The organism is Peribacillus glennii, assembly GCF_003429105.1.
GTDB lineage: Bacteria > Bacillota > Bacilli > Bacillales > DSM-1321 > Peribacillus > Peribacillus glennii.
The window spans coordinates 935523-959496 of sequence record NZ_QVTD01000003.1 but is presented as its reverse complement, the minus strand read 5'-3'; the positions used below and the strand labels follow the sequence as shown (position 1 = coordinate 959496).

Below are 23974 nucleotides of genomic sequence, written 5' to 3'. Positions count from 1 at the left end.
ATTTGAAACATAATAAAAAAAATTCGTATTATGGCCTTTAGGCCTGTATACTTACAATATATATCGATAAAAAGCTTTTGGACGGTTCAGCTTATATGGTAAGGGGTTAAGTTATGAAAACCACAAATTGGCTCAGGAAATTCCTTGTTGTATTAGTATCCATATTAACGTTCGGCCTTGTTACTCCTACTGATTTCCATTGGCGTGCACAGGCTGACGGCAAAAATCTGAAAAAGGATTCCATACAGGAATCGGAAGTAAAGCAGGGTTATGAACTTCTGGTAACAGAATCACCGGTTTATTATGTACCTATAGACAGGGATGTATTTGTCGGTGAAATGATTCTGAAAGCGGAGGAACAATCCTTTTCGAAATTCGGAGGGAAAATCACTCCGAAAATAGAAGATGAATTCAAAGGTGCTATTCTGCCGAAAATTGAGCAAGCAATTAAACAGATTTCCCGGCAATTTCCTGATGAAGAGCTTATGCAGCTGGCAATATCAGTAAAGCCCGCGGCTGGCAGGGGAGAGAAAATCTTTCATATTTATAACGAAAAAACAAATGAAGATGTGATCCGTTTCCATGCGAGGCAGGAAAATCCGCCCAAGGAGGGCCATTGGTTCAACTTTCATTACCATACATACCATGACGGGTTCTCAACCCATTATGAGCTTGGAAGAATATATTGGGATAAGAACACACCTCCACAATGGTCGGACGGTTCAGGACTCTCCTGACCGCCAGATTACAGAATGGTTAATACAGCGAGGGATGGCAATTTTGTGGCCGTCCCTCGTTTTTTGCCGTTGTACATGACAATTTTAATATCAGCTGCTTTAGCACAAAACCCTGAATAAAACAGCAATACAGTAAAGAAAACAAATGGCACCATTAACGGGTGCTTAAATGGAATGTGATTGCGGATAGCTGAATAGGCCAAAGAATACGGCCCGCCAGCAATAAGTCCAGTTAAATGAAAGTTTCAAGGCTAAAACCTGTCCAGAACTATTTCTGCCATTTCCGAATCCTGCTAGAGAAGCTCATACTTGCTGTAATCTCTAATCCTATAATCTTGTAATTTCAGAGTATAATCTATATACAATTAGTCTTCCGCTGTTAGAGGGGCTGCAGATTATCCGGTTATGGTACATATGGAATTTACAGAAATTTTACAAAAACTCCCGCTGAAATCAACATATGTTCATATGCTATAATTTTAATAAAATAGTAGAAGTGTTGTTCAATAACGGGGCTAACTTCTTGAAAGGATTATGGTTATGTATGTGAAGAAGCTGGCAGTCGTTGTAGCGGTGTCCGTTTTCCTTTTTTCTTTCTACTCTTTTACTTATGCATCTGAAGAAGGGATTACCTGGAATGAGCTGTCCGGCAGCCATCCATTAAAACAGATGAACATTAGCAAAAGCAATAAAAATCTTATGGAACTTTTTTTGTTTTCCAGTACATCCTTCGACAGCGATGAGGCTTTGTTGATAATAGAAACGGTGGGCAAACTTCCCCCATTTATGATTGATAGATTGCTGCAGAATGATGTTCGTGTGAAATTGTTTACAGGGAGCCTGACTGATAACAAGTCCGCCCGGCATCTGAAAGGGCAGGTCCCAAGAGGGTATAAAGATACAAGCCGCACTTGGGATGATGTTCCGGGTATGGGAGGATCGAGGAATGTCCTGGTGAAGATCGGCGCGAGCCGGAAAGGGAGCGGTCATGGTTCCGTAAGCCTTGAACTTCATGAACTGGCTCATACAATTGATACGATCTTATACGGCAGGATTCGGGAGGATAAGGACTTTTTAAAGATTTGGAGAAAAGAAGCCCCTATTCTATTTCCGGGAGAATCTTATTTTCTTCAATACCCGGAAGAATATTTCGCAGAAAGCTTCGCGATGTATTACAAGGACAAGCATTATAAATCCTTGGTAAACAGTAAAGCACCTGAGACGTTTTTATACATCGAACACTTAAAATGAGATTGTTAACGGTTTGGCAACCAACACCTAAAATGATAATGTTATAGGTAATGATTTTTTAAAAGGTGGGTTATGGATGAAGCAATATTTGGACTTATGCAGGCATGTGCTAGAAAATGGGACGGAAAAAGAGGACCGGACAGGCACGGGAACGATCAGTACGTTCGGTTACCAGATGAGATTCGATCTGCAAAAAGGCTTCCCGCTTTTGACGACAAAGAAACTGGCCTTGAAGGCCATCATCCATGAATTGCTCTGGTTCCTGAAAGGGGATACTAATATTGGGTACCTTCAGGAAAATGGCGTGCGTATTTGGAATGAGTGGGCGGATGAAACCGGGGAGCTCGGCCCGGTATATGGCCGCCAGTGGAGATCGTGGGGAACGGCGGATGGAAGGCAGATCGATCAGATTTCCGAAGTGATCGAACAAATAAAAACCAATCCGGATTCTCGGCGCATGATTGTAAGTGCATGGAATGTCGGAGAGCTTGAAGATATGGCTTTGCCTCCCTGCCATGCGTTTTTCCAATTTTATGTGGCGGACGGAAAGCTTTCCTGCCAGCTTTACCAGCGTTCCGCAGACGTATTTTTAGGTGTGCCTTTTAATATCGCCTCATACGCTTTATTGACAATGATGATTGCCCAGGTCACAGGGCTTAAACCAGGTGAGTTTGTCCATACTTTCGGTGATGTGCACATTTATTCGAACCATGTTGAGCAGGTGAAACTGCAGCTCACCAGAGAACCGAGGAAACTCCCGGAGATGAAGATCAACCCGGAAGTGAAAAATATTTTTGATTTCACATTCCAGGATTTTTCTCTCGAAAACTATGACGCACACCCACATATTAAAGGAGTAGTTTCTGTATGATTTCATTGTTGTTTGCGATGGATGAAAACCGCGTAATTGGAAAGGATAACAAGCTTCCATGGCATTTGCCTGCGGATTTAAATTATTTTAAGAACGTGACGATGGGACACCCGATCGTGATGGGAAGGAAGACGTTTGAATCAATAGGCCGCGTACTGCCTGGACGGGAAAATATTGTTGTAACCCGAAATGCTGATTTTAAGCTTGAGGGCGTAACGGTCTTGCACTCGGTCGATGAAGTCATCAAACTTGCAGATTCCTCCGACCGGGAAATTTTCGTTATCGGCGGTGCAGAAATCTTCAAGGGAATTCTGCCCCAGACAGACCGGTTGTACATAACGGAAATCCACCATGAATTTCAAGGTGATACTTATTTTCCTGCAATTAATGAAGCGGAATGGGAACAGCTTTCGTCTACCCCCGGCATTGTCGATGAAAAAAACCGTTATCCCCATGATTTCATCGTTTTAGGGCGGAAAGCACAGGTTTAATTGTGTAGCGGATGATAATTGAAGATAAGAAACGGCGGCCCTCAAACCAGGGGACCGTTTTTTTGTTAAAAAAAGCTTTTTTTGGAAATTTGAATTTTTAGAAAAATCTGTTGATTAATTGAAGCATAGTGTTATAATTTACAAATTAAATACTTCGTTGAAAAAGAGGGATAGAATGAATCAGGCAGCTTCTGTACAAAAGCGGCTTCAAATCGAAGATATACTTATCGCATATCAGGAGTTGAAAGATATTGTTTCCCATACTCCGTTACAAAAAAACAGCCGCCTTTCCGACAAATATGATTGCAATGTTTATATAAAACGTGAGGACCTGCAGCATGTGAGGTCTTTCAAGCTCCGCGGTGCTTACTATAAAATGAAGAGCCTGCCTGAAACAGAAACGAAGAACGGCATTGTGTGCGCAAGCGCCGGGAACCATGCCCAGGGTGTTGCCTTCGCCTGCAATGCATTAGGGATTCATGGAAAGATATATATGCCTGCAACGACCCCAAAACAAAAGGTGAATCAAGTAGGGCTTTTTGGCAAAGACAGTGTTGAAATCATCCTGACCGGTGATACGTTTGATGATTCATTTGCAAGGGCCGCCGCTTGTGCCAGCGAAGAAAACCGGACATTCATCCATCCGTTTGACGATGAAAAAGTAATCGCCGGTCAGGGAACAGTTGCCGTAGAGATTTTGAATGACTGTGATGAAAAAATTGATTATCTTTTTGCCGGCATTGGCGGCGGCGGGTTAATGTCAGGCCTCTCTACATATTTCAAGAGTGTATCACCGGATACCAAATGCATTGGGGTAGAGCCTGAAGGTGCGCCTTCCATGCAGCATTCCCTTCAACTCGGCAGGGTGGAGGCCTTAGAGGAGATTGATACATTCGTTGACGGGGCTGCAGTGAAATGCGTGGGTCAACAGACGTACAGTATATGCCGGGAAAACGTTAATGATATCGTTGTAGTCCCTGAGGGAAAGATCTGCACGACGATACTTGATTTATATAATGAGCATGCCATTGTTGCTGAACCGGCTGGATCCCTTCCGATCGCGGCCCTTGATTTTTATCGGGAGCGCATAAAGGGAAAAACGATAGTCTGTGTAATCAGCGGCGGCAATAATGATATTGGCAGGATGCAGGAAATCAAAGAAAAATCGAAACTCTATGAGGGCCTGCTTTACTACTTTATCGTGAATTTCCCGCAGCGGGCAGGTGCTTTGCGTGAATTCCTCGATGAAGTGCTGGGACCGGATGATGACATTACAAGATTTGAATATACAAAGAAGAATAATAAAGAAAGCGGCCCTGCGCTTGTCGGGATCGAACTGAAGAACAAGGCGGACTACCATGGCCTTATTTCCAGGATGGACCAGAAGGGTTTTCCATTCATTGATGTCAACAATGACAGCAACTTATTCCACTTACTGATATAAACCTGGAATAACCACGGCCATTGAGGTAAAATAAAATAGAAGCGGCATCTGGATTAACAATAGATTTTTATGAAGACATTGTTTCTTAAATGTGAAATAACTATTAAGAATCCCGGTTTTGCTTTCATCCGAACTCAAAAAATACTATAATGGCAGTAGAAATTACGATAATAAAGGGGATGTTTCCATGCTTTCAAATATTGGGGTACCCGGTTTAATATTAATCCTTGTTCTTGCATTGATCATTTTTGGACCTAAAAAACTTCCTGAGATTGGCAGGGCTTTTGGCCAGACTTTACGTGAATTCAAGAAATCAACCCGTGAGTTGACAAACGATGTCATGGATGAATTCGAAGAAGACAAGAAAAAAGCCGTAAAATAATATATTCCGTTTTGGTGCGAGATGATTTTATCTTGCACTTTTTTACGCCCATGGGAATAAACAAGGCTGCATGGATGACGCCTTGTTTGACAGATAAGAAAGTTAAATGTGTACGATCTACATATTGATGAACATAGGCTATGTGCGCCTGAAACCTTGGGGCAGCGCCTGTGTGACTAACATCGTGCGTGCCTGATGCGCTACTGTCTTTTCCTTTATAAAGGCTAAGACAGTGGCGGGTTTTCTAATTTTCACCACTGGAGAAGGATTGATCATTTTGGCAGATAAAGAGTTAAATCTTATCGAGCACTTGGATGAACTGAGAAAAAGGCTGATCATTACAGCCATTTGTTTTGTGGTCTTCTTTATATTGGGATTCATTTATGTTGAAGAGATTTATAAGTGGTTTGTAAGGGACCTTGAAGTAAAATTAATGGTACTCGGGCCAAGCGACATCATTTGGGTATATTTTATGCTTGCTTCAATTATTGCGATTGCGGCAACCATTCCGGTTTTTGCAATGCAGCTCTGGCTTTTTGTGAAGCCTGCGTTGATGCCCCAGGAAATCAGGGTGACTTTGTCTTATATTCCTGCGCTTTTCTTTTTGTTCATTGCGGGCCTTGCATTTGGCTATTTCGTCATTTTTCCTACAGTGCTGAATTTCCTTGTGGATTTAAGCGGCGATCTCTTTGTTACGAATTTTACAGCGGATAAATATTTCCGGTTCGTCATGAATATGACAATTCCGTTTGCCGTGCTGTTCGAACTTCCTGCTATCGCGATGTTTCTCACATCCATCGGGATTATCAATCCCTATGTCCTGCAAAAACTTAGAAAATATGCTTATTTTGTTTTGGTATTGATCGCCATTACCATCACGCCTCCAGATTTCATGTCTGATTTTTTGGTGACGGTTCCTTTGCTGCTTTTATATGAAATCAGCATTTCACTCTCTAAAGTTGTGTTCAGGCGTAAGCAGAAAAGGGAAATGCTCGAAGCGCAAAAGTATGGATCCGAAGAAGGGATTTAACCCCTAGGGAGCACCATTGGGTATCGTTCTTTCTTATTGCCGATTAGGGATTTAGGGATAAAATAAAGATACAACATATGGTGTTGCACGTGCTGATTTATAGTTTACAAACGGTTGAAAATGAGGATTGATATTTTGATGTTCAAAACGCTGGAGTTCACGAATGAAATTGGACAGAAGGTGAAAATTACGGACATACCTGTCTTATTGCCTGGAGAACAACTTATTTCATGTTAAGCGTAAGGCTGAGAATGTTCATTAATTTTATTTTTGAGAACAAAGAAGCAAAAATCGTCTTTTCATTAAAGAGATATCTGATGACTGTTTTAAAGTGGCCTGTTTATGAACAACCTTTTCAGGAAGAATTGAGGAATAACGCATAAGCTGCAAGCTGTTCATACTATTGTCTATGGGCAGCTTTTTCTTTTGCCTTTAATGGGTACAACCGAGATAAGGCAATACGGAGAGAAAAATGCGATTTTTATATATTATTTTTATTATTCAGTTTGAATAGACAACCTTAACAGGTATAATACAAGAGAATTGTAAACGTAGGGATGTGAGTGAATGGGCAAGGTGAAAATTGTAACCGATTCTACGGTTGATATGAGTAAAGAAGAGTTAGAGATGTATGATATTGAAATGATTCCCCTATCCATTTCGATTGATGGAGAGGTTTTTTTAGATAAAGTGGAAATAGGAACTGAGGAGTTCCTTGAAAGGATGAGAAATTCAAAGGAATTGCCGAAAAGTTCACAGCCCTCGGCTGGTGCGTTCTTGGATGTATACAATAGGCTTGGTGCGGACGGCAGTGAAATTGTTTCAATACATATGACTGGTGGAATGAGTGGAACAGTGAGATCTGCGGAGAGTGCTGCCGGAATAGCAGATGCTAAGGTAACTGTTGTTGATTCAAAGTTCATATCAAAAGCACTATCCTTTCAAGTGGTAGAAGCTGCCAAAATGGCAAAGGAAGGAAAAAGTGCATCCGAAATAACCGAAAGACTTGCAACGATTCAGAATCAAACAGGGCTGATCATTGTCATCGATACGCTTGAAAATCTTGTCAAAGGAGGCCGAGTTGGCAAGGCTTCTGCTTTTATTGGTTCATTGCTTAACATCAAACCAATCGCGACTCTGGAAAACGGTGTATTGCACCCTCTGACAAAGGCCCGGAGCCAGTCTCAGATAGTTAAAAAACTCGTGAACAAGTTTTTAGATGATACAAAAGGGAAAGTCGTGAAAGGCGTAGGAATCGCCCAAGCAAATGGCGTTGGTTTATCAAATAAAGTGAGTGAGGCTATTAAAGAAGTGTCTGGGATCGATCATATAACAATTGATGACACGACGCCGGTTGTAAGTACCCATGCAGGTGAGGGAGCGATGGCGCTCATGTATTATTGGGACTGAACTGGAAACTTTGCATTAAACAACCCCGCTTCCGATTGGAGCGGGGTTAGATGGCAGATAAGTGCACCAATTCATAAAATTATTAAAAGAATTGTTAAAATCTTTGCTTCAACGCTTCTTTCCCGTCTGTTATAATTGACTGGTTATTACATAAAAGGATGGGAAAACAATGAAGAAACTGAAATTGTCAGCAGCCGCCATGATTGTAAGCGTAAGCCTGCTGTTGGCTGCATGCGGTCCAAATAAAGTCCCTGACGCTAAAAACTGGGATATTGAGAGTTTCACCTTCACCGACCAAGAAGGAGAGCCTTTTTCGAAAAGTGATTTGAAAGGCAAGGTGTGGGTTGCTGACTTTATATTTACAAATTGCGAGACTGTATGCCTTCCCATGACTTCAAATATGGCTAAGCTTCAAAAACGGGTTCACGATGAAGGTTTGAAAGGCGTGGAATTTGTATCGTTTTCTGTAGACCCTGAGGAGGATAAACCCGGAGTAATGAAGGAGTACGCCTCGAAATTCAATGTGGATTTTTCCAACTGGCATTTTTTGACTGGATATGGCCAGAAAGAGATTGAACAGTTCGCGATGGAAAATTTCAAAACAATTGTCAAGAAACCCGAGGATGAAGACCAGGTCATACATGGAACGGATTTTTACCTGCTTGACCAGGAAGGCAAGATCATTCGTTATTATACCGGCCTTAATAAAATCCCAATGGACGAAATCATTAAACATATCAAGATCCTTCAAAGCAATTGAACGGGCCTGGCGGGCCCTTTTTTTTATGCACAAGTTATCAGCCGGACCGCCCTCGCTGAAAGTAAACATTGAAATCGTGTTATAATATAAATAATATTAGGAAACCCGCCGATTGGCGAGCCATTTAAGGCGAGGACAGAGACGTGTTAGACGCACAGGATGTGAGTCACATAGGCGTTGCCACAGGATATGGCGCTGTTATCCTGTGTTCCCGAGTTATGCAGGACAGAAAGTTGTATTACTTTCTTTCTTCCAAAAGGAAGGTGAGAGCATTGAAAACAAAATTCATCTGTCTTTTCTTTTGTGCTATTTTCTTATTGGCTGCTTGTTCGGATTTAAGAATGGTTCACCAGGACAGCAATGGACTTTATAAAAGCAGGACCAGTATGGAAATGAAAGAGACGGTGCCGGTCACTTTTTTTCCTGAACCGGTCCGGATTGTTTCTATAGGGGATTCCCTCACCCAGGGAGTAGGCGACAGCACAAAGAAAGGCGGCTATTTGCCTTATTTAAGATATAGGCTTGAAAAAGAGCCTGAAGTGACAGCGGCGAATATGATCAACCACGGAAAGCGCGGAAATAGGACGGACCAGCTGCTTGCTAGGCTTGATGGCAAGGAGATCAGAGAGGATATTGTAAACGCGGAGTGTGTTATCATAACGATCGGGGGCAATGATGTCATAAAGATTGTCAGAGATCATTTTTCGAATTTAACAATGGACAGATTCGAACAAGCGAAGGTTGGGTATAAAGAACGGTTGATAAAAATAATGGATAAAATCCGTTCATATAATAATGGTGCAGATATTTATCTGGTCGGCTTATATAATCCGTTTTCGAGATGGCTGACACCATTTGGGGAACTGGATACAATCATGCATGATTGGGATCGGACCTCAAGGGAGGTTGTATCAAATTATCCCAACGCCTATTTTATAGAGATAGGTGATATCTTTAACAATGCAAAAGAGGATTTGCTATTTGAAGAAGATTTCTTCCATCCGAACGACCGCGGCTATGAACTGATTGCTTCACGGATTTATGTTACGATGGAAAGTAACCGATTCGGGGAAGATACTTTGGAGGCGAATGCAAAAGGGGATGAACAATAACAGAATGGAACGCCAAAAGAAGTGGAAGTATTTATTCTTTGCTTTGCTTGCGATTAATCTGTTGGCATTTATTATGGTGTTTTTTCTTGCTGTCCAGCCTGTCGAAGATGAGAAGTTAAGGCCGGGAAAATCAAGGAACGAAGACATCCAATTTCAGGTTGATACGAACAAGAAAGATTTAAACCGGCTAATTAACCAGTACCTCGCCAAAGAAGGATTTTCGGGTCCGATTCATTATGAGGTATTTTTGGCTGATGATGTACAGCTTTTCGGTACACTTCCGGTTTTCGGTCAAAATGTAGAAATGAAAATGACATTTGAACCAAAAGCGCTCAATAACGGCAATCTGGAGCTTAGGCAAACATCAGTTTCAGTTGGACAAATGAACCTCCCTGTTTCCTACGTACTGAGCTTTGTGAAGGAACGATATAAAACCCCCGATTGGGTGAGTATCCGGCCAGCTGATGAAATGATTTATGTATCGCTGCAAAATATGGAGCTGAAAAGTGATATCAGAGTAAAGGCGAAAACATTTGATTTGAAGCGGGATGACATTTCATTCATGCTGACAGTTCCTTCACAAAATTAATTAGTGGGCGTCTTTTAACCGGTTATTTTTTCCGATTTCCTATGGCCGATTTTGGGAGGTTGCTAAGGAGAAAGCATATGTGCTGTTAGTACAGGTGCTTTTTCCGTTCTTCCAAGCAAGTAAATCGTGTAAGCAGCATCCTTTTCAAACCTAATACCTTCGAGCGGGAGAATAACCTCCCGGGTACCTGCAGCCCTAACCTCGAGATCGACAGCCATAGGAGTAAGCCCAAGGTAATCCGTCGCATTTCTATACGTTAATCCCTTAAAAACGATATCCCCATTTTTTACTGCGATATCCAAATCGGGTGCATCCGGGGAAAAATGGGCAAATCGTATTTTTGTTTCTCCAAACGGTACAAATGGCTCATCATGAATGGCCTCCAGCAGCAAATTTTCAGGAGGGCCGGCTACAACCAGCGTATAATGGTTCCCGGCCATTAACTGCACTCTTGAACTGAAAGCGGAAGGGCCTTTTTCATTTGACTGTAATATATCGAGCAGAAGGCTGCCTTCAGGAAGAAATATATACTTGCTGTTTGTTTGATAGGGTACATTTTTATAAACAGGGTTATGATTGAAACAGATATCGATTGCGGTACTGTCAGGGGACCCCTGGAGTACCCGGACCTTGGAAAATCGCTTTTGGGGCTGCATGAATCCCGCCTTGGAGTGGAAAATCGCGTTCTGCAAGCTTATAAGATGGTTATGGTAATAGTGGACATGCAAATCAGGCCGGCTGTATTTATAGTATTTTGCAAGCAAATCGTACACGGTTGCTTCTTGAAAGAATTTACCTTCACTTTGGGGCATCCTTACCCGCTCCAATCTATAAGGATTTTCTCATAAAATATGCAAACGGCTGGGCAGATGTCACTGAGGAATATGGTTATGATGCAAGAACACGCTCCTGTCATTGCGTTTTCACATTTCTGACAGCAAATCATTTTACACGCTTTGCGAAAAACGATAAAATTCATAAGATAAAACGGGCGTAAGCTGAATGGAGGATGATGAACTATGGATAAAGAATTTGAAAAAGCAACCTTTGCCGGCGGCTGCTTCTGGTGCATGGTAAAACCGTTCCACGAGCATGATGGGATTATATCGGTAGTATCCGGATATACCGGAGGGACTAAGGAAAATCCGACTTATGAAGAGGTATGTTCAGATATGACCGGGCATTATGAGGCTGTCCAAATTACATTCGACCCTGAAGTCTTTCCATATGAAAAGCTGGTTGAATTGTTCTGGCAGCAAATCGACCCGACTGATGAAGGCGGCCAATTTGGCGATAGGGGAAGTTCTTATCAAACCGCAATCTTTTATCATAGCCAGGCGCAAAAGGAAACCGCTGAGCAATCAAAAGCAAAACTGCAGGAAAGCAGCCGCTTTTCACGCCCTATCGTTACACCGATTTTACCTGTAAAAGAATTTTATCCGGCTGAGGAATACCATCAGGATTATTACAAAAAACAACCTGTACACTATAACAATTATCGTATAGGATCCGGCCGGGCTGGTTTCATTGACAAACATTGGGGTGAATCTAATGAGTAAATTTGAAGACGCAAAGAAAAAGTTGACACCCATGCAATACGAAGTAACACAAAATAACGGAACAGAACCGCCTTTCCGAAATGAATTCTGGGATAGTAAAGAGGAAGGCCTGTATGTTGATATCATTTCAGGAACACCCCTTTTTACATCAAAGGATAAATTTGATTCGAATTGCGGGTGGCCAAGCTTCACCAAGCCAATCGAGGAAGAGGAAGTTATTGAAAAATTAGATGTGAGCTATGGCATGAGGCGGACTGAAGTCAGGAGCAAAACGGCGGATTCACATTTAGGACATGTATTCAATGATGGGCCTGGCCCAACCGGTTTGCGTTATTGCATCAATTCCGCAGCATTGAGATTCATTCCTGTAAAAGACCTGGAAAAAGAAGGGTACAGCGAGTACAAAAAATTGTTTAATTAAAGCTGTTACACTGCATCCTAAAAACATGGCAGCAAATATAAGTTGGTTTAAAGAATTATGCTTTTTAAATCGTCTTGTTGATTTAAGGATCATATCTCAGCTTTACTGAAATGGCATTAACACTGGTTTTACATCAGTTTAGCGGGAAATTTTAACTCAATAATTCAACTTATTTAGATACGACATATTTCCTAAAAGGTTGGTGTATGGATTGTTTAAGAAATTATTTGGCAAGAAAACATCAGAAGAAGTGATAACGGCTCCTATTACCGGAAAGCTTGTACAGCTTGAAGATGTTCCGGATCCCGTTTTTTCAGAGAGAATGATGGGAGACGGCCTTGCGATCGACCCTGTTGAAGGAGTAGTGGTTGCGCCTCTGGATGCAAGGGTATTGCAAGTATTCCCTACCAAGCATGCTGTCGGGCTGGAAACCAGCAATGGCATTGAAATTTTGATCCATATCGGGTTGGAGACAGTGTCCTTAAATGGCGAAGGATTTGAAAGCTTTGTCAAAGAGGGGGATAAGGTAAAACAAGGGGATAAACTCATCTCTTTCGACCTTGATATCATTAGGGCAAAAGCAAAGAGTACCGTAACTCCGATAATCATTACGAATGGTGATAAAGCCGAAAGCTTGGAAAAAACGGGTGAAACACAGCTGACAAGAGGCCAAACGCCGTTCCTCACGGTAAAACCAAAATAATGCAAAAATAAACTCCGTGCAAATTCTGCGCGGAGTATTATTTTTGCGGAAAGGAAAGTATAAGATCCTATCTGAAGAAGAACACTGGCCAAGTTCCACTTCTTATGTCTTCCCTAAACTACATCCTTTCGAACTTTGGCAGCACCTCTGTTCACGCCTTAATAAAAGCGGCTGGAAAAAGCCGGGTTTTCTAATATTCCGCAATGCCCTCAATGATGGAGGATATCCGAATTACAGAGCTTCCTGTTGTATTATGCCTTGGCTTGTTGCCTGATACTTCAAAACGCACTGTATGCTTGCCTTCTGATAAGGAGCTTGCCAAATACAGCTGCCGTTCTCGATGAAATGGCCACCATGTGCTGATGGCTGTGACGAATTCACCATCAATATAAACCTTTACTTCTCCTCCATTCGGGCTTCTAAGCAATTTTACCCCTAGAATGTTGCCCTCAAATTCGGATTCAAGGTAACTTCCTTTACGTTCACTGGTCATATATCCGTTCTTCCATATAAAGCCTTCTTTTGTTTGAAAGGAAGAAACCGTCCTGAACGTTTCAATCAAATGGCCATTGAATGGTTCGATAATGGCTGCAATTTCTTTTTCTTTTTTTGTATTTATTAAGAGCTGCCGGTAAATGGTGTCGGCGTATAATTGGTACCCCCGGCCGTTAGGATGAACAAGATCCCTTGTCAGGTCTTCAGGGGGTATTCCGGTATTTTTAAAAACAGACCGCATATCAATGTGGGCCGCCTGATAATGGGTTGATATCTTTTCGATTTCATCGGCAAAATCCCCGGAAGACAGACTGCTCTCGGTTATTGCCATGATTTCGGCATTAGGGTAAAAGGCTTTGGCTTTTCTGAACAATGACTCATATATTATTCCAAAATCATTGGCTGCCATATACTTACGGTCATTTTCACCGAAGACAATGAATACAAGATCCGACTTGCCTGGCTTTTCTAATGTTGAAAGTCTGTATAAGCCTTCAAACGCAGTTGCCCCGCTCTGGACGATATATTCACCGGACATCCTGATTCCGCGCTCCTGCATTTTTCTCTCCAGTATCTTAAACCAGCGTGCGCCGGGAGTTTCGGCACCTGAACCGCGGCCGATGCTGTCCCCGATCACTGTATATCTGACAGTTTTATGATCCCTTACTTTCTCATATACGGTAAGGGTTTCATCAAACCCGTATGTTGTATTGGCTTTTTGCAATGTAAAAAAACTAATCACGATAATCAGGATAACAGCAATGGTATAAGGTACGATGAAACGTTTCGTTCTTTTCAAAATGTTCCCCCATAAACTCAGGATTTTGTTCGAATTTTTCTCTATCCGTTTTCAAATTATACTTCAATCGTTACATTACTGAAATATAAAAGTAAAAAAATTAATCTTTTTTTCTTATAGGCTAATGCACAGACCATTAAGGGCGAATTGACATATGGTAGGGTGTAAAGAAAATCCTGAACAAGAGGAGTGAAATTCATGTACGGATACGGATCATGCGGTTGCGGATACGGCGGTTATGGTGCTGGATACGGCGGATTGGCCTCTGGCTTTACGTTAATAGTAGTATTATTCATTCTTTTAGTGATCATTGGTTGCTCGTGCTTCTATAATTAGCCGCTAACTAACCGGCCCCGGCGAAGGGTCGGTTTTTAAATTTTCTAACAATATGGAAATTGGGAGTATTTTTCTATATGGTACATAAAATTTACTGCTAAATTGTAAATATGACGAATAATATTTAATAATATTTAATGAATGTTCGTTATTTTCATTGACCTTTCGGCTGCACTTTGATATAGTTTCCTGGGAACGAAAATTTAAAGATTTGCAACCGGGAGGTATTATGATGAAATCCCAATATGATGTTATTGTTGTCGGAGCCGGTCCGGCCGGTATTTTTACATGCTATGAGCTTACCTTAAAGATGCCGCATGCAAGCGTTCTTTTAATTGATAAAGGCCACGATATTTACCGGAGAAATTGCCCGATCCTGGAAAGGAAAATTGAAAAATGCCCTCCCGCGATAGGAAGGAAGGAGTTCGCAGGATGCCTGCCAGCCTGCTCGATAACAAATGGTTTCGGCGGAGCCGGTGCTTATTCAGATGGGAAATTTAATATCACCAGCGAATTTGGAGGATGGATGACAGATTATCTTCCTGATTCACAGGTTGTGGATTTAATTAAATATGTTGATGAAATAAACCTGAAACATGGCGCAACGGAGTCAATTACCGATCCGCTTACAGACGAGGTCAAAGATATCGAACGCAGGGGCTATGCGGCCGGATTAAAATTGCTCCGGGCACAGGTCCGCCATCTTGGCACAGAACAAAATTTAATGATTTTGCAAAGCATTTATGAATACCTGAAAGATCATATTGACATGGCCTTTAAGCAGGAAGTGGAGGACTTTGTCACTGAAAAAGGGTCGGATGGACATGTGGCACGGGGAATTTTATTGAAGAACGGGGAAACGATTCACGCTGATAAGGTTGTGGTTTCACCCGGCCGTGATGGTTCCAAGTGGCTTGGTACACTTTTGAAGAAACGCCGTTTAAAGATGATAAATAATCAGGTGGATATCGGGGTTCGGGTAGAGACGTCCGATATTGTCATGCAAGAAATCAATGAGCATTTATATGAAGGGAAATTTATTTTCAATACATCGGTCGGCACAAAAGTGAGGACTTTTTGCAGCAATCCATCCGGGCATGTCGTTGTTGAAAACCATTCCGGAATTATGCTGGCAAACGGCCACGCTTATAAGGATCCCAAGCTGGGCAGCAATAATACCAATTTTGCCTTGCTTGTATCACACACTTTTGCAGAGCCTTTTGATAAGCCGAATGAGTATGCCCATGAAGTATCACGGCTGGCCAATCAACTGTCGAATGGCGGTCTGATCGTCCAGAAGTATGGCGATATCCTTAAAGGGCGCCGTTCTACGGACAAGAGGATCAAGGAAGGCTTCATTGAACCGACCCTGAAGGAAGCGGTTCCTGGAGACTTGGGTCTTGCCCTCCCATATAATACGTTAAAAAGCCTGATTGAAATGACGGAGGCGCTAAATAAAGTGACTCCGGGCCTTGCATCGGAACATACACTTTTTTACGGAGTGGAAGCGAAATTCTACTCTGCCCGCCCTAAATTAAACGAGCGGTTTGAAACGGAAATTTCGGGTCTATATGTCGGCGGTGACGGTGCAGGGATCACCCGCGGACTCGCCCAGGCAAGTGCGTGCGGTGTGTGGATTGCCCGTGATATTGTGGAGAAATCAACAGAGAAGACTTCAGATAGCAGGGAAGCAGTAAACGTATAAGAGAGAAAATGCTGGCCTAGGAAGGGGCCAGCTTTTTCTTACTATTCAACCCAATTTCAGTGATATCAGCAAAGTGGGAAAAGTATCAAAGAATTTCCAAGAGGACAAAAAATCTTTATACATAGGTCGGGTTTTGCTACAATTACAAAAAACCTCGAGGAGTGTGCACATGCTACCTGCAAGATTAATGGCCGGGGATGAAATCCGGGTGATCGCACCATCAAGAAGCATGGCAGTCATAAAGGGAGAACAAAGGAAAATAGCGGAGGAGCGGTTTGTACAGAGTGGGTTTAAGGTTACATATGGAAATAATATCTTCGAACATGATGAGTTTTTCTCGAATTCAGTTAAAGCAAGGATCGAAGACCTGCATGATGCCTTTAGCGATCCTAAAGTAAAAGCTATCATTACTGTGATTGACGGCTATAATGCCAATCAACTGCTGCGCCATATAGACTATGAACTCATCAAGAAAAATCCGAAAGTGTTTTGCGGGTACAGCGACATTACGGCCCTGAACCTCGCCATCCTGCAAAAAACAGGATTGATCACCTACTCAGGCCCACATTTTTCAACCTTCGGGGCGAAAGCAGGGTTTGAATATACTCAGCAATACTTCTTAAAGGCGGTCACGGAAGAAAACGGATCTCCGGTAAAGGCAAGTGAGAGATGGAGCGATGATGCCTGGTATCTCGATCAGGATAACCGTAATTTCCATAAAAACGAGGGATACCGTGTGCTGCAGGAGGGCTCGGCCGAAGGGACGATTGTCGGCGGCAACCTTTGCACACTGAATCTTCTGCAAGGCACGGAATATATGCCCTCTAGAGGATACCATCTTATTCATCGAGGATGATGAGGAAAGCCATCCCTTCAGCTTTGACCGCGACCTGCAATCCGTCCTTCATCTGCCGGATGCTTCCGGTATCAAAGGAATCGTAATCGGCCGTTTTCAAAATGGATCCCGGATGACCGATTACGCAATCGAGCAAATCATCGCAACCAAACAGGAACTCCAAAGGGATCCCGGTGATAGTTAATGCCAACATAGGGCACGTCCATCCATTTGCAGCTTTTCCGGTCGGGGGAAGGGCATCAATCAAAGCAATCGATGGAAAAGCTGAAATTATTATTGTTTAATTACATTGCTGGGAGGAGGCTGACGTATACAAAAATGTCAGCCTCTTTGCTATTAAACACGGCTCTTTCCGGTGTAGACAAGATAATTGGGAAATAGCATGAAAGATTACCTCATAGCCCTCATAGAATTTACTATATTGCCATTTTGCTTTAAGACGAAAAAGGAGCGTTCAAAATAGATGAAGCGCACATCTCTAATTAAGCCTGTCCTGGATGGAGTGTATCCAATGATCAGCCATGGCAAAGGAATTTATTTATACGATACTGATGGAAAAGAATATCTAGATGGCTCATCCGGTGCAGTAACTGCCAATATTGGACATGGCGTGGAAGAAATCAGGGTGGCAATGGATGGCCAGGCAAATAAGGTATCGTTTGTCTACCGGTCACAATTTACGAGTGAAGCTGCTGAAGGGCTTGCAACAAAAATTGCCGAAATGACAAATGGCACATACCCTTGGAGCTTTTTCGTCAATAGTGGTTCAGAAGCAACGGAAACGGCACTCAAAATCGCTGTGCAGCATTGGCAGGAAAAAGGGAAACCAAAAAAAAACAGGGTTATATCGAGATGGATGAGCTATCATGGCATCACGCTTGGGGCTTTGTCGATGTCTGGCCATCCACAGCGAAGGGAACGTTTTACCGCCATGCTGGAGTCTTATCCGTCAATTTCCGCGCCGTATTGTTACCGCTGCCCATACAACCTCGAGCTCCAAGAGTGTGGATTTGCCTGTGCAGCTGAATTGGAATCGGCCATCAGGAGAACAGGCCCCGAAAATGTGGCAGCGTTTATCGCAGAACCGGTAATCGGTGCAGCAGGTGCCGCGATTTCCCCTCCAGATGGGTATTTTCAGGAATTAAAGCGGATTTGTGAAAAATATGATGTATTGTTTATCGCTGATGAAGTGATGACCGGATTCGGAAGGACCGGACAAATCCTTGCCTGCTCCCATTGGGGGGTGGAGCCGGACATCATTGCATTTGGAAAGGGAATGAGCGGCGGCTATACCCCAATAGGTGCTGCGGTTATGACAGAGAAAGTCATCGAGCCAATCTTAAAGGGTTCAAAATCAATCATGGCGGGGCATACACTGAGCGCCAACCCCCTATCCTGTGCAGTTTCCTTGGCTGTCCTTGAATATGTGGAAAAAAACGGACTGGATAAAAATGCTTCCAGGTCTGGCATTTATCTTAGAAATTTATTAGAAAAGCTTTCGTTCAGGTATCCGTTCATTGGAAACATCCGCGGCAAGGGCCTGCTGATCGGAATCGAGTTTGTCAAGGACATAGAAACAAAGGAACCATTTCCGGAGGAGTTTGATGTGACGGGTAAGATGATCAGCTTAGCAGCAGAAAACGGACTGCTCCTATACCCGGCGGCAGCTGGGCCGGAGGGTGTTGGGGGGGCGGCCATCATAATTTCACCGCCGCTTACGATTACAAAACGGGAAATCGAAGAACTTATTCGGAGATTAAATAATACGTTGTATCAGTTTAAAGAGGCAATTTCGCAGGATACATGACTTCTTTTATGGGGGAAGTGAATAGTGTTGATTCAAAATACATTTCAAAAGATATGCCACCTTACTGATCTAAAGCATTTATTTGAAGACGGAATGAGTATCATGTTCGGCGGTTTCGGAGGGATTGGCACTCCGCCCGGCCTTGTCAACCTGATTCTGGAGTTGGCAATCAAGGATCTTACCTTGATTGGAAATGATACGGGATTCCCGCATATAGGCATCGGAAAACTTGTGACGGAAAAAAGGGCCAAAAGAATCATTGCCTCCCATATCGGCTCTAATCCAAATGCTGGAAGATATATGACCACTGGGGAGCTTGAGGTTGAATTTTCACCGCAGGGAACCCTTGTTGAAAGGATGAGGGCTGGAGGAATGGGACTGGGGGGTATCCTCACGGATATCGGTTTGGATGAAGAAATCGTAAAACGGGATAAGCAAACCATCTCACTGGGCGAGAAAACGTTCCTAGTTGAAACTGCGCTTACGGCCGATGTCTCGATCGTATATGCAAAAAAGGCGGATCCGTTTGGAAATCTTGTGTATGACAAGAGTGCCCGGAATACAAATCCTCTTGCTGCCATGGCCGGGGCAGTTACCATAGCCGAAGTTAAAGAAATACTGCCTTTAGGTGCGCTTAGTCCCGAAGAAATCGTGACACCGGGTGTGTTTGTCGACTATATTGTCGAATCGAAGGGGGTTGATTGGCAATGGGTTTGGGAGCAGAAATAAGGCATAAAATCGCAAAGCGGGCTGCCATGGAAATCAGGGATGGAATGCTTGTCAACCTCGGGATTGGAATTCCATCGCTTGTACCAGATCATTTGCCGGCCGGGCATTTCATTATGTTCCACGCGGAAAACGGCATTGTTGGAATGGGGAAATCCCCTGATGAAGGGGAGGAAGACGCCCATTTATGCAATGCCGGCGGTTATCCGGTAACGATTAGGGAAGGCGCTTCTTATTGTGACAGTACAACTGCGTTCGGAATGATCCGCAAGGGTTTGGTAGATGTGACAATCCTGGGAGCACTCCAGGTTAGCGAAAATGGGGATCTGGCAAACTGGATCGTACCGGGAAAAAGGGTGCCAGGGATGGGCGGGGCGATGGATCTCGCCGCAAAAGCAAAAAAAGTGATTGTCCTAATGAACCATCAGGATAAGCATGGCATATCAAAGCTTGTAAAAAGCTGCACCTTGCCGCTGACCGCAAAAAGGTGTGTACATATGGTCATAACGGAAATGGGTGTATTTTCTGTAATGCCTGGCGGGTTGCTGTTAACAGATCAATTTTCACCATACACAATTGAAGAAATTAAAGTTAGCACAGAGGCCGAGTTTGAAATATCAGAGTCATTAACGATTTATGGAGAGTAGGAAGCAGGAGGGGTTGCGTTATATGACTCATGAACAGAAAATTCATCAGTGGCTAAAGCAAAATGGGATGAGGGGAATCAAGCTATTGCAACGGCTTGTGCAGGAGCCGAGCAGAAGGGAACAGGAAGGAAAGGCCCAGGCAATCATCCTGGAAAAATGCCGGGAACTCGGGCTTTCCATTGATTTATGGGAAATAGGGGATGATTCACTGCGAAACCATCCGAATTTTTATTGTGACCGGACGGATTTTAAAGGAAACCCGAATCTAGTGGCTGTCCTTAAGGGAGCAGGCGGCGGAAAATCATTGATCCTTAACGGGCATATTGATGTCGTGCCGGAGGGCAATCCCAATGATTGGGAAGATGATCCCTTCAGCGGCACAGTGAAAGATGGAAAGGTGTATGGCCGGGGAGCTACCGATATGAAGGGCGGGACTGTGTCGCTGCTTTTGGCGCTTGAAACCATCATTTCGCTCGGTATCAAGTTAAAGGGAGATGTGATTTTTCAAAGTGTGATAGAGGAGGAAAGCGGCGGCGCCGGTACGCTTGCTTCCGTGTTACGGGGCTATCATGCAGATGGGGCGATCATACCGGAACCGACCAATATGAAACTATTTCCTCTTCAACAGGGCTCGATGTGGTTCAGGCTGACGGTAAAGGGAAAATCGGCCCACGGGGGCACAAGATATGAAGGGGTAAGTGCCATCGAGCTTGCTCTTGAGGTGGTGAACCAAATCAAGTTGCTGGAACAAAAACGAAATGATTCACTCAATCATCCGCTTTACGAAAATTTACCAATTCCGATTCCTATTAATATAGGAAAAATCGAAAGCGGTGCATGGCCGTCATCCGTACCTGATAAAGCGATCATTGAGGGACGCTTCGGCATTGCCCCTACTGAAACGATGGAATCGGCCCAAACTGCCATGGAGGATTGTATTGCCCGTTTAAATGCCGAACATGATTGGTTTCAGAAGAAGCCTATTGAAATAGAATGGTTTGGTGCGAGGTGGCTGCCGGGCAAACTCGACCTAAACCATTCTTTGATGGAAACAATTACAGACAGCTTCATAAAAGTCAAGGGGGAACCGCCTCTGGTCGAAGCATCACCTTGGGGAACCGATGGCGGCTATCTATCGAATATCGGCGGTATACCAGTGGTCGTATTCGGACCGGGAACAACCGAAGTTGCCCATGATGCCAATGAATATATTGAAATAGAAAAAATGATCGAAGCTGCAGAAATTATCGCACTGTCCATTGTGGGATGGTGCGGACCCATGAGGGATAACATTCATGGCAAAGAGGCTGATTGAGGGAAACTACAGAAGTGAAACCCGCAACTATATAACTAAATCAAAATATATTTTACTATATAAAGTAGAAGTTAATAAGGGGGCAGATCCCTCATTAGTTAATCGGGCAGGAGGAAAATATGGAGAGCCAACAAAAAGTCATAAAAAAACGCGGCTTCTCATTGGATATTACCCTTGACCCATATAACCGCAGGGTCAGGGTCGATGATTATCTTGGAGATTTTGAAAAATGCATGGCTGAAGCACAAAAAGCCGCTGTTGGCATCACAGCGGAAAAACTCATTTTCAAGGCAAGAAAAGAAAATTTTTCTGAGCTTATAACCCGCGGGTATCTATGTGAAGGAATGCTGGATCAATATTTCTCGGGAAGCGACTGCTTCTTTTTTGCAAAATATTTTAAAAATGAAAGGAGAAACAGCGATAAATGGGTCGAAGAAGACCAAATTCTGGACAGCGTCCTTTCGCTTCAACATAACAATAAATCTCCACAGCCGCCTGCTGGATACTTAGCCAGGAGAGCCAAAGAAGAGGATTCCGGGCAACTGGCGGCATTATACCGGAATGTCTTCGAGGTTTATCCGGTTCCGATTCAGGATCCGGATTATATAAAAAAATGTATGAGGAGTGGAACTGTCTTTTTTATTTATGAATTTCAGGGGGATATCATAAGCAGCGCTTCCGCTGAAGTGAACGGGAAATACCATAACGCAGAAATCACAGACTGTGCGACCTTGCCGGAGCACCGGCAGTTTGGCTTAATGAAGCATTTAATCAGAAAGCTTGAAGATTATCTTGCCGGGAATGAAGTATTTTGTGTGTATTCCATAGCGAGGGCGCTTTCCTTCGGCATGAATGCAGCTTTTTATCAGCTTGGATACGGATACAGAGGGAGGCTCGCCAATAACTGTTTTATTTTCGATAAAATGGAAGATATGAATCTTTGGGTGAAGAATATCAGCTGACTGCCTGAATTTCAGCACTAAATGGCAAGTTTTCGGCACTTTCTCATATATATGGAATAAACGCCGATCATGAGGAGTGAGAAAGTGTCTGTCGAATTATATAACACCCGTGAAGTGCTCGAGGCCATCTTGGAGAGCATCGATGAAGGAATCCATGTGATCGATACGAAAGGGATTACGATTTTTTATAACGCAGTCGCGGCTTCCCATGACGGGATGGAAATTTCCGAAGTTCTTGGAAGGCCGCTGCTTGAGGCGTTTCCTTCTTTGACCAGGCATTCGTCGACCCTAATGAAAGTAATCAAGACAGGGAAACCGAATTCGTTCAAAGAACAGTCATATTTGAATCTTCATGGGAAAATGATTGAAACGATGAACAGCACACTCCCTATTTTTGTGGAAGGCCAGCTTATCGGGGCTGTGGAAATAGCAAAGGATATCTCAAAGCTGCGCCTACTGTCGGAACGTTTACTCGACCTTAAAAGCACAATCACAAAGCAGAAAAAGAAGGGATCGGACCATAACGGCGCCAAATATACCTTTGGAGATATATTAACAGATAATCCCGCATTCCGTTACGTCATTGAACAAGGAAAAAAAGCTGCCAATTCTTCTTCGTCTGTACTCGTCTTTGGGGAAAGCGGTGTCGGGAAGGAATTATTTATCCAAAGCATCCATAATGCGTCAGCAAGGAGAGCAGGCCCCTTCATCGCTCAAAATTGTGCTGCGCTGCCTGATACACTGCTCGAAAGCATTCTATTCGGGACGGCCAAAGGGAGCTATACTGGCGCAATTGACCGTCAAGGGCTGTTTGAGCTTGCCCACGAAGGAACGCTTTTCCTGGATGAACTACAATCAATGCCGATAGAACTCCAATCAAAGCTGTTGAGGGTGCTTGAGGACGGCCTGGTAAGACGGATTGGCGGGACGAAAAGCACCTCAGTTGATGTAAGGGTAGTCGCTGCGATGAATATCCATCCTGAAGAGGCATTAAAGCAAAATAAACTCCGCGCGGATTTATTTTACAGGCTTAATGTAATGAGCTATAAGCTTCCCCCTTTAAAAGACCGAAAAGAGGATGTTCTTAAATTGTCCAGCCACTTTATTTCTTTATATAACCAGGTTCTCGGGAAAACCGTAAAAGGCCTGGACGCAAACGTGAAAACGGCATTTCTCGCACACAAGTGGCCAGGAAATGTCCGTGAGCTGAAGCATACAATTGAATATATGATGAATGTAACCGAAGGAACAATTTTAACCGAAAAGGAACTTCCTGTTTTTTTCAATGGCTATTCCGGAGCCGGTAATTTGACCGCGCTTGTTCCTCTCAGAGAAGCACTCAAGAAAACCGAAGAAGATTTAATCCGGATGGCGTTGGCACAAACTAATGGAAATGTCCTCCAGGCTTCAAAAATCCTCGAAATACCGAGGCAAACCCTGCAATACAAAATCAGAAAGAGTGACATAGGGGGGCAGTCCCCCAGTGCAGTGACGCGTTAAAATGGCGGGGTGTTCCCCCCCTTTTTTTTGATTTTGGCACACTTCTTGCATGTATTATGAGTATCC

27 protein-coding genes and 1 pseudogene are annotated in these 23974 nt (G+C 43.3%); 25 read left to right on the top strand and 3 right to left on the bottom strand.

Annotated elements, in window-relative coordinates; genetic code table 11:
- Positions 1-113 precede the first annotated feature (113 nt).
- Positions 114-737, top strand: coding sequence for a YpjP family protein (locus tag D0466_RS06095; RefSeq protein ID WP_117321632.1), 624 nt, complete (start codon positions 114-116; stop codon positions 735-737).
- An 8-nt stretch (positions 738-745) separates the two neighbouring features.
- On the opposite strand, the gene D0466_RS06090 is transcribed toward D0466_RS06095, so the two are convergent.
- Positions 746-940 (bottom strand): hypothetical protein, encoded by a 195-nt coding sequence (locus tag D0466_RS06090; protein WP_117321631.1) that lies wholly within the window; start codon positions 938-940, stop codon positions 746-748.
- 337 nt (positions 941-1277) lie between these two features.
- Between D0466_RS06090 and D0466_RS06085 the strand changes: the two genes are divergently transcribed.
- From D0466_RS06085 to D0466_RS06035, 12 genes are all read left to right on the top strand, one after another.
- Positions 1278-1988, top strand: a complete 711-nt coding sequence (locus D0466_RS06085; RefSeq protein ID WP_117321630.1) for an anthrax toxin lethal factor-related metalloendopeptidase — start codon at positions 1278-1280, stop codon at positions 1986-1988.
- A 76-nt stretch (positions 1989-2064) separates the two neighbouring features.
- A complete protein-coding gene (locus tag D0466_RS06080) occupies positions 2065-2859 on the top strand; it encodes a thymidylate synthase (RefSeq protein ID WP_117321629.1) in 795 nt (264 codons plus the stop codon).
- On the top strand, positions 2856-3350 hold the full coding sequence (locus D0466_RS06075; protein WP_117321628.1) for a dihydrofolate reductase: 495 nt from the start codon (positions 2856-2858) through the stop codon (positions 3348-3350). Before D0466_RS06080 ends, D0466_RS06075 begins: the two co-directional genes overlap by 4 nt.
- 175 nt (positions 3351-3525) lie before the next feature.
- A complete protein-coding gene (gene ilvA / locus D0466_RS06070) occupies positions 3526-4794 on the top strand; it encodes a threonine ammonia-lyase IlvA (protein WP_117321627.1) in 1269 nt (422 codons plus the stop codon).
- Positions 4795-4981: 187 nt separating this feature from the next.
- Positions 4982-5176, top strand: coding sequence for a twin-arginine translocase TatA/TatE family subunit (locus tag D0466_RS06065; RefSeq protein ID WP_117321626.1), 195 nt, complete (start codon positions 4982-4984; stop codon positions 5174-5176).
- A 277-nt stretch (positions 5177-5453) separates the two neighbouring features.
- Positions 5454-6206, top strand: a complete 753-nt coding sequence (tatC, locus tag D0466_RS06060; protein WP_117322229.1) for a twin-arginine translocase subunit TatC — start codon at positions 5454-5456, stop codon at positions 6204-6206.
- A gap of 120 nt (positions 6207-6326) precedes the next feature.
- Positions 6327-6443 (top strand): DUF2535 family protein, encoded by a 117-nt coding sequence (locus D0466_RS23305; protein WP_325048680.1) that lies wholly within the window; start codon positions 6327-6329, stop codon positions 6441-6443.
- Positions 6437-6589: a DUF2535 family protein gene (locus D0466_RS23300; protein WP_325048679.1), complete on the top strand. Its 153-nt coding sequence runs from the start codon at positions 6437-6439 to the stop codon at positions 6587-6589. The genes D0466_RS23305 and D0466_RS23300 overlap by 7 nt, the downstream gene beginning before the upstream one ends.
- A 184-nt stretch (positions 6590-6773) precedes the next feature.
- Positions 6774-7616 (top strand): DegV family protein, encoded by an 843-nt coding sequence (locus D0466_RS06050; protein WP_117321625.1) that lies wholly within the window; start codon positions 6774-6776, stop codon positions 7614-7616.
- Between the two features lie 169 nt (positions 7617-7785).
- Positions 7786-8376, top strand: coding sequence for an SCO family protein (locus D0466_RS06045; protein ID WP_158555850.1), 591 nt, complete (start codon positions 7786-7788; stop codon positions 8374-8376).
- Between the two features lie 386 nt (positions 8377-8762).
- Positions 8763-9488 carry a GDSL-type esterase/lipase family protein gene (locus D0466_RS06040; RefSeq protein WP_158555849.1) on the top strand — a complete coding sequence of 242 codons (726 nt, stop codon included), beginning with the start codon at positions 8763-8765 and terminating at the stop codon, positions 9486-9488.
- Positions 9489-9492: 4 nt separating this feature from the next.
- Positions 9493-10077: a YpmS family protein gene (locus D0466_RS06035; RefSeq protein WP_117322227.1), complete on the top strand. Its 585-nt coding sequence runs from the start codon at positions 9493-9495 to the stop codon at positions 10075-10077.
- 62 nt (positions 10078-10139) lie between these two features.
- On the opposite strand, the gene D0466_RS06030 is transcribed toward D0466_RS06035, so the two are convergent.
- Positions 10140-10889, bottom strand: a complete 750-nt coding sequence (locus D0466_RS06030; protein WP_117321623.1) for a DUF4397 domain-containing protein — start codon at positions 10887-10889, stop codon at positions 10140-10142.
- A 207-nt stretch (positions 10890-11096) separates the two neighbouring features.
- On the opposite strand from D0466_RS06030, the gene msrA reads away from it, so the two are divergent.
- The 3 genes from msrA to D0466_RS06015 all read left to right on the top strand — a co-directional run bounded on the left by msrA (position 11097) and on the right by D0466_RS06015 (position 12760).
- A complete protein-coding gene (gene msrA / locus D0466_RS06025; RefSeq protein WP_117321622.1) occupies positions 11097-11636 on the top strand; it encodes a peptide-methionine (S)-S-oxide reductase MsrA in 540 nt (179 codons plus the stop codon).
- Positions 11629-12057 carry a peptide-methionine (R)-S-oxide reductase MsrB gene (msrB, locus tag D0466_RS06020; protein ID WP_117321621.1) on the top strand — a complete coding sequence of 143 codons (429 nt, stop codon included), beginning with the start codon at positions 11629-11631 and terminating at the stop codon, positions 12055-12057. The genes msrA and msrB overlap by 8 nt, the downstream gene beginning before the upstream one ends.
- Before the next feature lie 211 nt (positions 12058-12268).
- Positions 12269-12760, top strand: coding sequence for a PTS sugar transporter subunit IIA (locus D0466_RS06015; protein ID WP_117321620.1), 492 nt, complete (start codon positions 12269-12271; stop codon positions 12758-12760).
- Positions 12761-12950: 190 nt separating this feature from the next.
- On the opposite strand, the gene D0466_RS06010 is transcribed toward D0466_RS06015, so the two are convergent.
- Complete coding sequence (locus D0466_RS06010; RefSeq protein WP_158555848.1) at positions 12951-14054, bottom strand: SGNH/GDSL hydrolase family protein; 1104 nt, start codon at positions 14052-14054, stop codon at positions 12951-12953.
- A gap of 198 nt (positions 14055-14252) precedes the next feature.
- On the opposite strand from D0466_RS06010, the gene yjcZ reads away from it, so the two are divergent.
- The 9 genes and pseudogenes from yjcZ to D0466_RS05965 all read left to right on the top strand — a co-directional run bounded on the left by yjcZ (position 14253) and on the right by D0466_RS05965 (position 23908).
- A complete protein-coding gene (gene yjcZ / locus D0466_RS06005) occupies positions 14253-14390 on the top strand; it encodes a sporulation protein YjcZ (protein ID WP_117321618.1) in 138 nt (45 codons plus the stop codon).
- A gap of 232 nt (positions 14391-14622) precedes the next feature.
- Positions 14623-16095, top strand: a complete 1473-nt coding sequence (locus tag D0466_RS06000; RefSeq protein ID WP_117321617.1) for an NAD(P)/FAD-dependent oxidoreductase — start codon at positions 14623-14625, stop codon at positions 16093-16095.
- 169 nt (positions 16096-16264) lie between these two features.
- Positions 16265-17235: pseudogene (locus D0466_RS05995) on the top strand (S66 family peptidase).
- A gap of 179 nt (positions 17236-17414) precedes the next feature.
- A complete protein-coding gene (locus tag D0466_RS05990; protein ID WP_117321616.1) occupies positions 17415-18758 on the top strand; it encodes an aspartate aminotransferase family protein in 1344 nt (447 codons plus the stop codon).
- A 21-nt stretch (positions 18759-18779) separates the two neighbouring features.
- On the top strand, positions 18780-19487 hold the full coding sequence (locus D0466_RS05985) for a CoA transferase subunit A (RefSeq protein WP_117321615.1): 708 nt from the start codon (positions 18780-18782) through the stop codon (positions 19485-19487).
- Positions 19466-20131 carry a 3-oxoacid CoA-transferase subunit B gene (locus D0466_RS05980; protein ID WP_117321614.1) on the top strand — a complete coding sequence of 222 codons (666 nt, stop codon included), beginning with the start codon at positions 19466-19468 and terminating at the stop codon, positions 20129-20131. Before D0466_RS05985 ends, D0466_RS05980 begins: the two co-directional genes overlap by 22 nt.
- Positions 20132-20153: 22 nt before the next feature.
- On the top strand, positions 20154-21446 hold the full coding sequence (locus D0466_RS05975) for a peptidase (protein WP_117321613.1): 1293 nt from the start codon (positions 20154-20156) through the stop codon (positions 21444-21446).
- Between the two features lie 119 nt (positions 21447-21565).
- Positions 21566-22408: a putative beta-lysine N-acetyltransferase gene (ablB, locus tag D0466_RS05970; protein WP_117321612.1), complete on the top strand. Its 843-nt coding sequence runs from the start codon at positions 21566-21568 to the stop codon at positions 22406-22408.
- 84 nt (positions 22409-22492) lie between these two features.
- A complete protein-coding gene (locus tag D0466_RS05965) occupies positions 22493-23908 on the top strand; it encodes a sigma-54 interaction domain-containing protein (protein ID WP_199484509.1) in 1416 nt (471 codons plus the stop codon).
- The last annotated feature ends 66 nt before the right edge of the window (positions 23909-23974 follow it).

Excerpts from the sequence above, each read along its gene's own strand:
- D0466_RS06095 (WP_117321632.1), top strand. The coding sequence starts at position 114 with ATGAAAACCACAAATTGGCTCAGGAAATTCCTTGTTGTATTAGTATCC.
- D0466_RS06085 (WP_117321630.1), top strand. The coding sequence starts at position 1,278 with ATGTATGTGAAGAAGCTGGCAGTCGTTGTAGCGGTGTCCGTTTTCCTT.
- D0466_RS06080 (WP_117321629.1), top strand. The coding sequence starts at position 2,065 with ATGAAGCAATATTTGGACTTATGCAGGCATGTGCTAGAAAATGGGACG.
- D0466_RS06075 (WP_117321628.1), top strand. The coding sequence starts at position 2,856 with ATGATTTCATTGTTGTTTGCGATGGATGAAAACCGCGTAATTGGAAAG.
- ilvA (WP_117321627.1), top strand. The coding sequence starts at position 3,526 with ATGAATCAGGCAGCTTCTGTACAAAAGCGGCTTCAAATCGAAGATATA.
- D0466_RS06065 (WP_117321626.1), top strand. The coding sequence starts at position 4,982 with ATGCTTTCAAATATTGGGGTACCCGGTTTAATATTAATCCTTGTTCTT.
- D0466_RS23305 (WP_325048680.1), top strand. The coding sequence starts at position 6,327 with ATGAGGATTGATATTTTGATGTTCAAAACGCTGGAGTTCACGAATGAA.
- D0466_RS23300 (WP_325048679.1), top strand. The coding sequence starts at position 6,437 with ATGTTAAGCGTAAGGCTGAGAATGTTCATTAATTTTATTTTTGAGAAC.
- D0466_RS06050 (WP_117321625.1), top strand. The coding sequence starts at position 6,774 with ATGGGCAAGGTGAAAATTGTAACCGATTCTACGGTTGATATGAGTAAA.
- D0466_RS06045 (WP_158555850.1), top strand. The coding sequence starts at position 7,786 with ATGAAGAAACTGAAATTGTCAGCAGCCGCCATGATTGTAAGCGTAAGC.
- D0466_RS06040 (WP_158555849.1), top strand. The coding sequence starts at position 8,763 with ATGGAAATGAAAGAGACGGTGCCGGTCACTTTTTTTCCTGAACCGGTC.
- D0466_RS06035 (WP_117322227.1), top strand. The coding sequence starts at position 9,493 with ATGGAACGCCAAAAGAAGTGGAAGTATTTATTCTTTGCTTTGCTTGCG.
- D0466_RS06030 (WP_117321623.1), bottom strand. The coding sequence starts at position 10,889 with ATGCCCCAAAGTGAAGGTAAATTCTTTCAAGAAGCAACCGTGTACGAT.
- msrA (WP_117321622.1), top strand. The coding sequence starts at position 11,097 with ATGGATAAAGAATTTGAAAAAGCAACCTTTGCCGGCGGCTGCTTCTGG.
- msrB (WP_117321621.1), top strand. The coding sequence starts at position 11,629 with ATGAGTAAATTTGAAGACGCAAAGAAAAAGTTGACACCCATGCAATAC.
- yjcZ (WP_117321618.1), top strand. The coding sequence starts at position 14,253 with ATGTACGGATACGGATCATGCGGTTGCGGATACGGCGGTTATGGTGCT.
- D0466_RS06000 (WP_117321617.1), top strand. The coding sequence starts at position 14,623 with ATGAAATCCCAATATGATGTTATTGTTGTCGGAGCCGGTCCGGCCGGT.
- D0466_RS05990 (WP_117321616.1), top strand. The coding sequence starts at position 17,415 with ATGAAGCGCACATCTCTAATTAAGCCTGTCCTGGATGGAGTGTATCCA.
- D0466_RS05980 (WP_117321614.1), top strand. The coding sequence starts at position 19,466 with ATGGGTTTGGGAGCAGAAATAAGGCATAAAATCGCAAAGCGGGCTGCC.
- D0466_RS05975 (WP_117321613.1), top strand. The coding sequence starts at position 20,154 with ATGACTCATGAACAGAAAATTCATCAGTGGCTAAAGCAAAATGGGATG.
- ablB (WP_117321612.1), top strand. The coding sequence starts at position 21,566 with ATGGAGAGCCAACAAAAAGTCATAAAAAAACGCGGCTTCTCATTGGAT.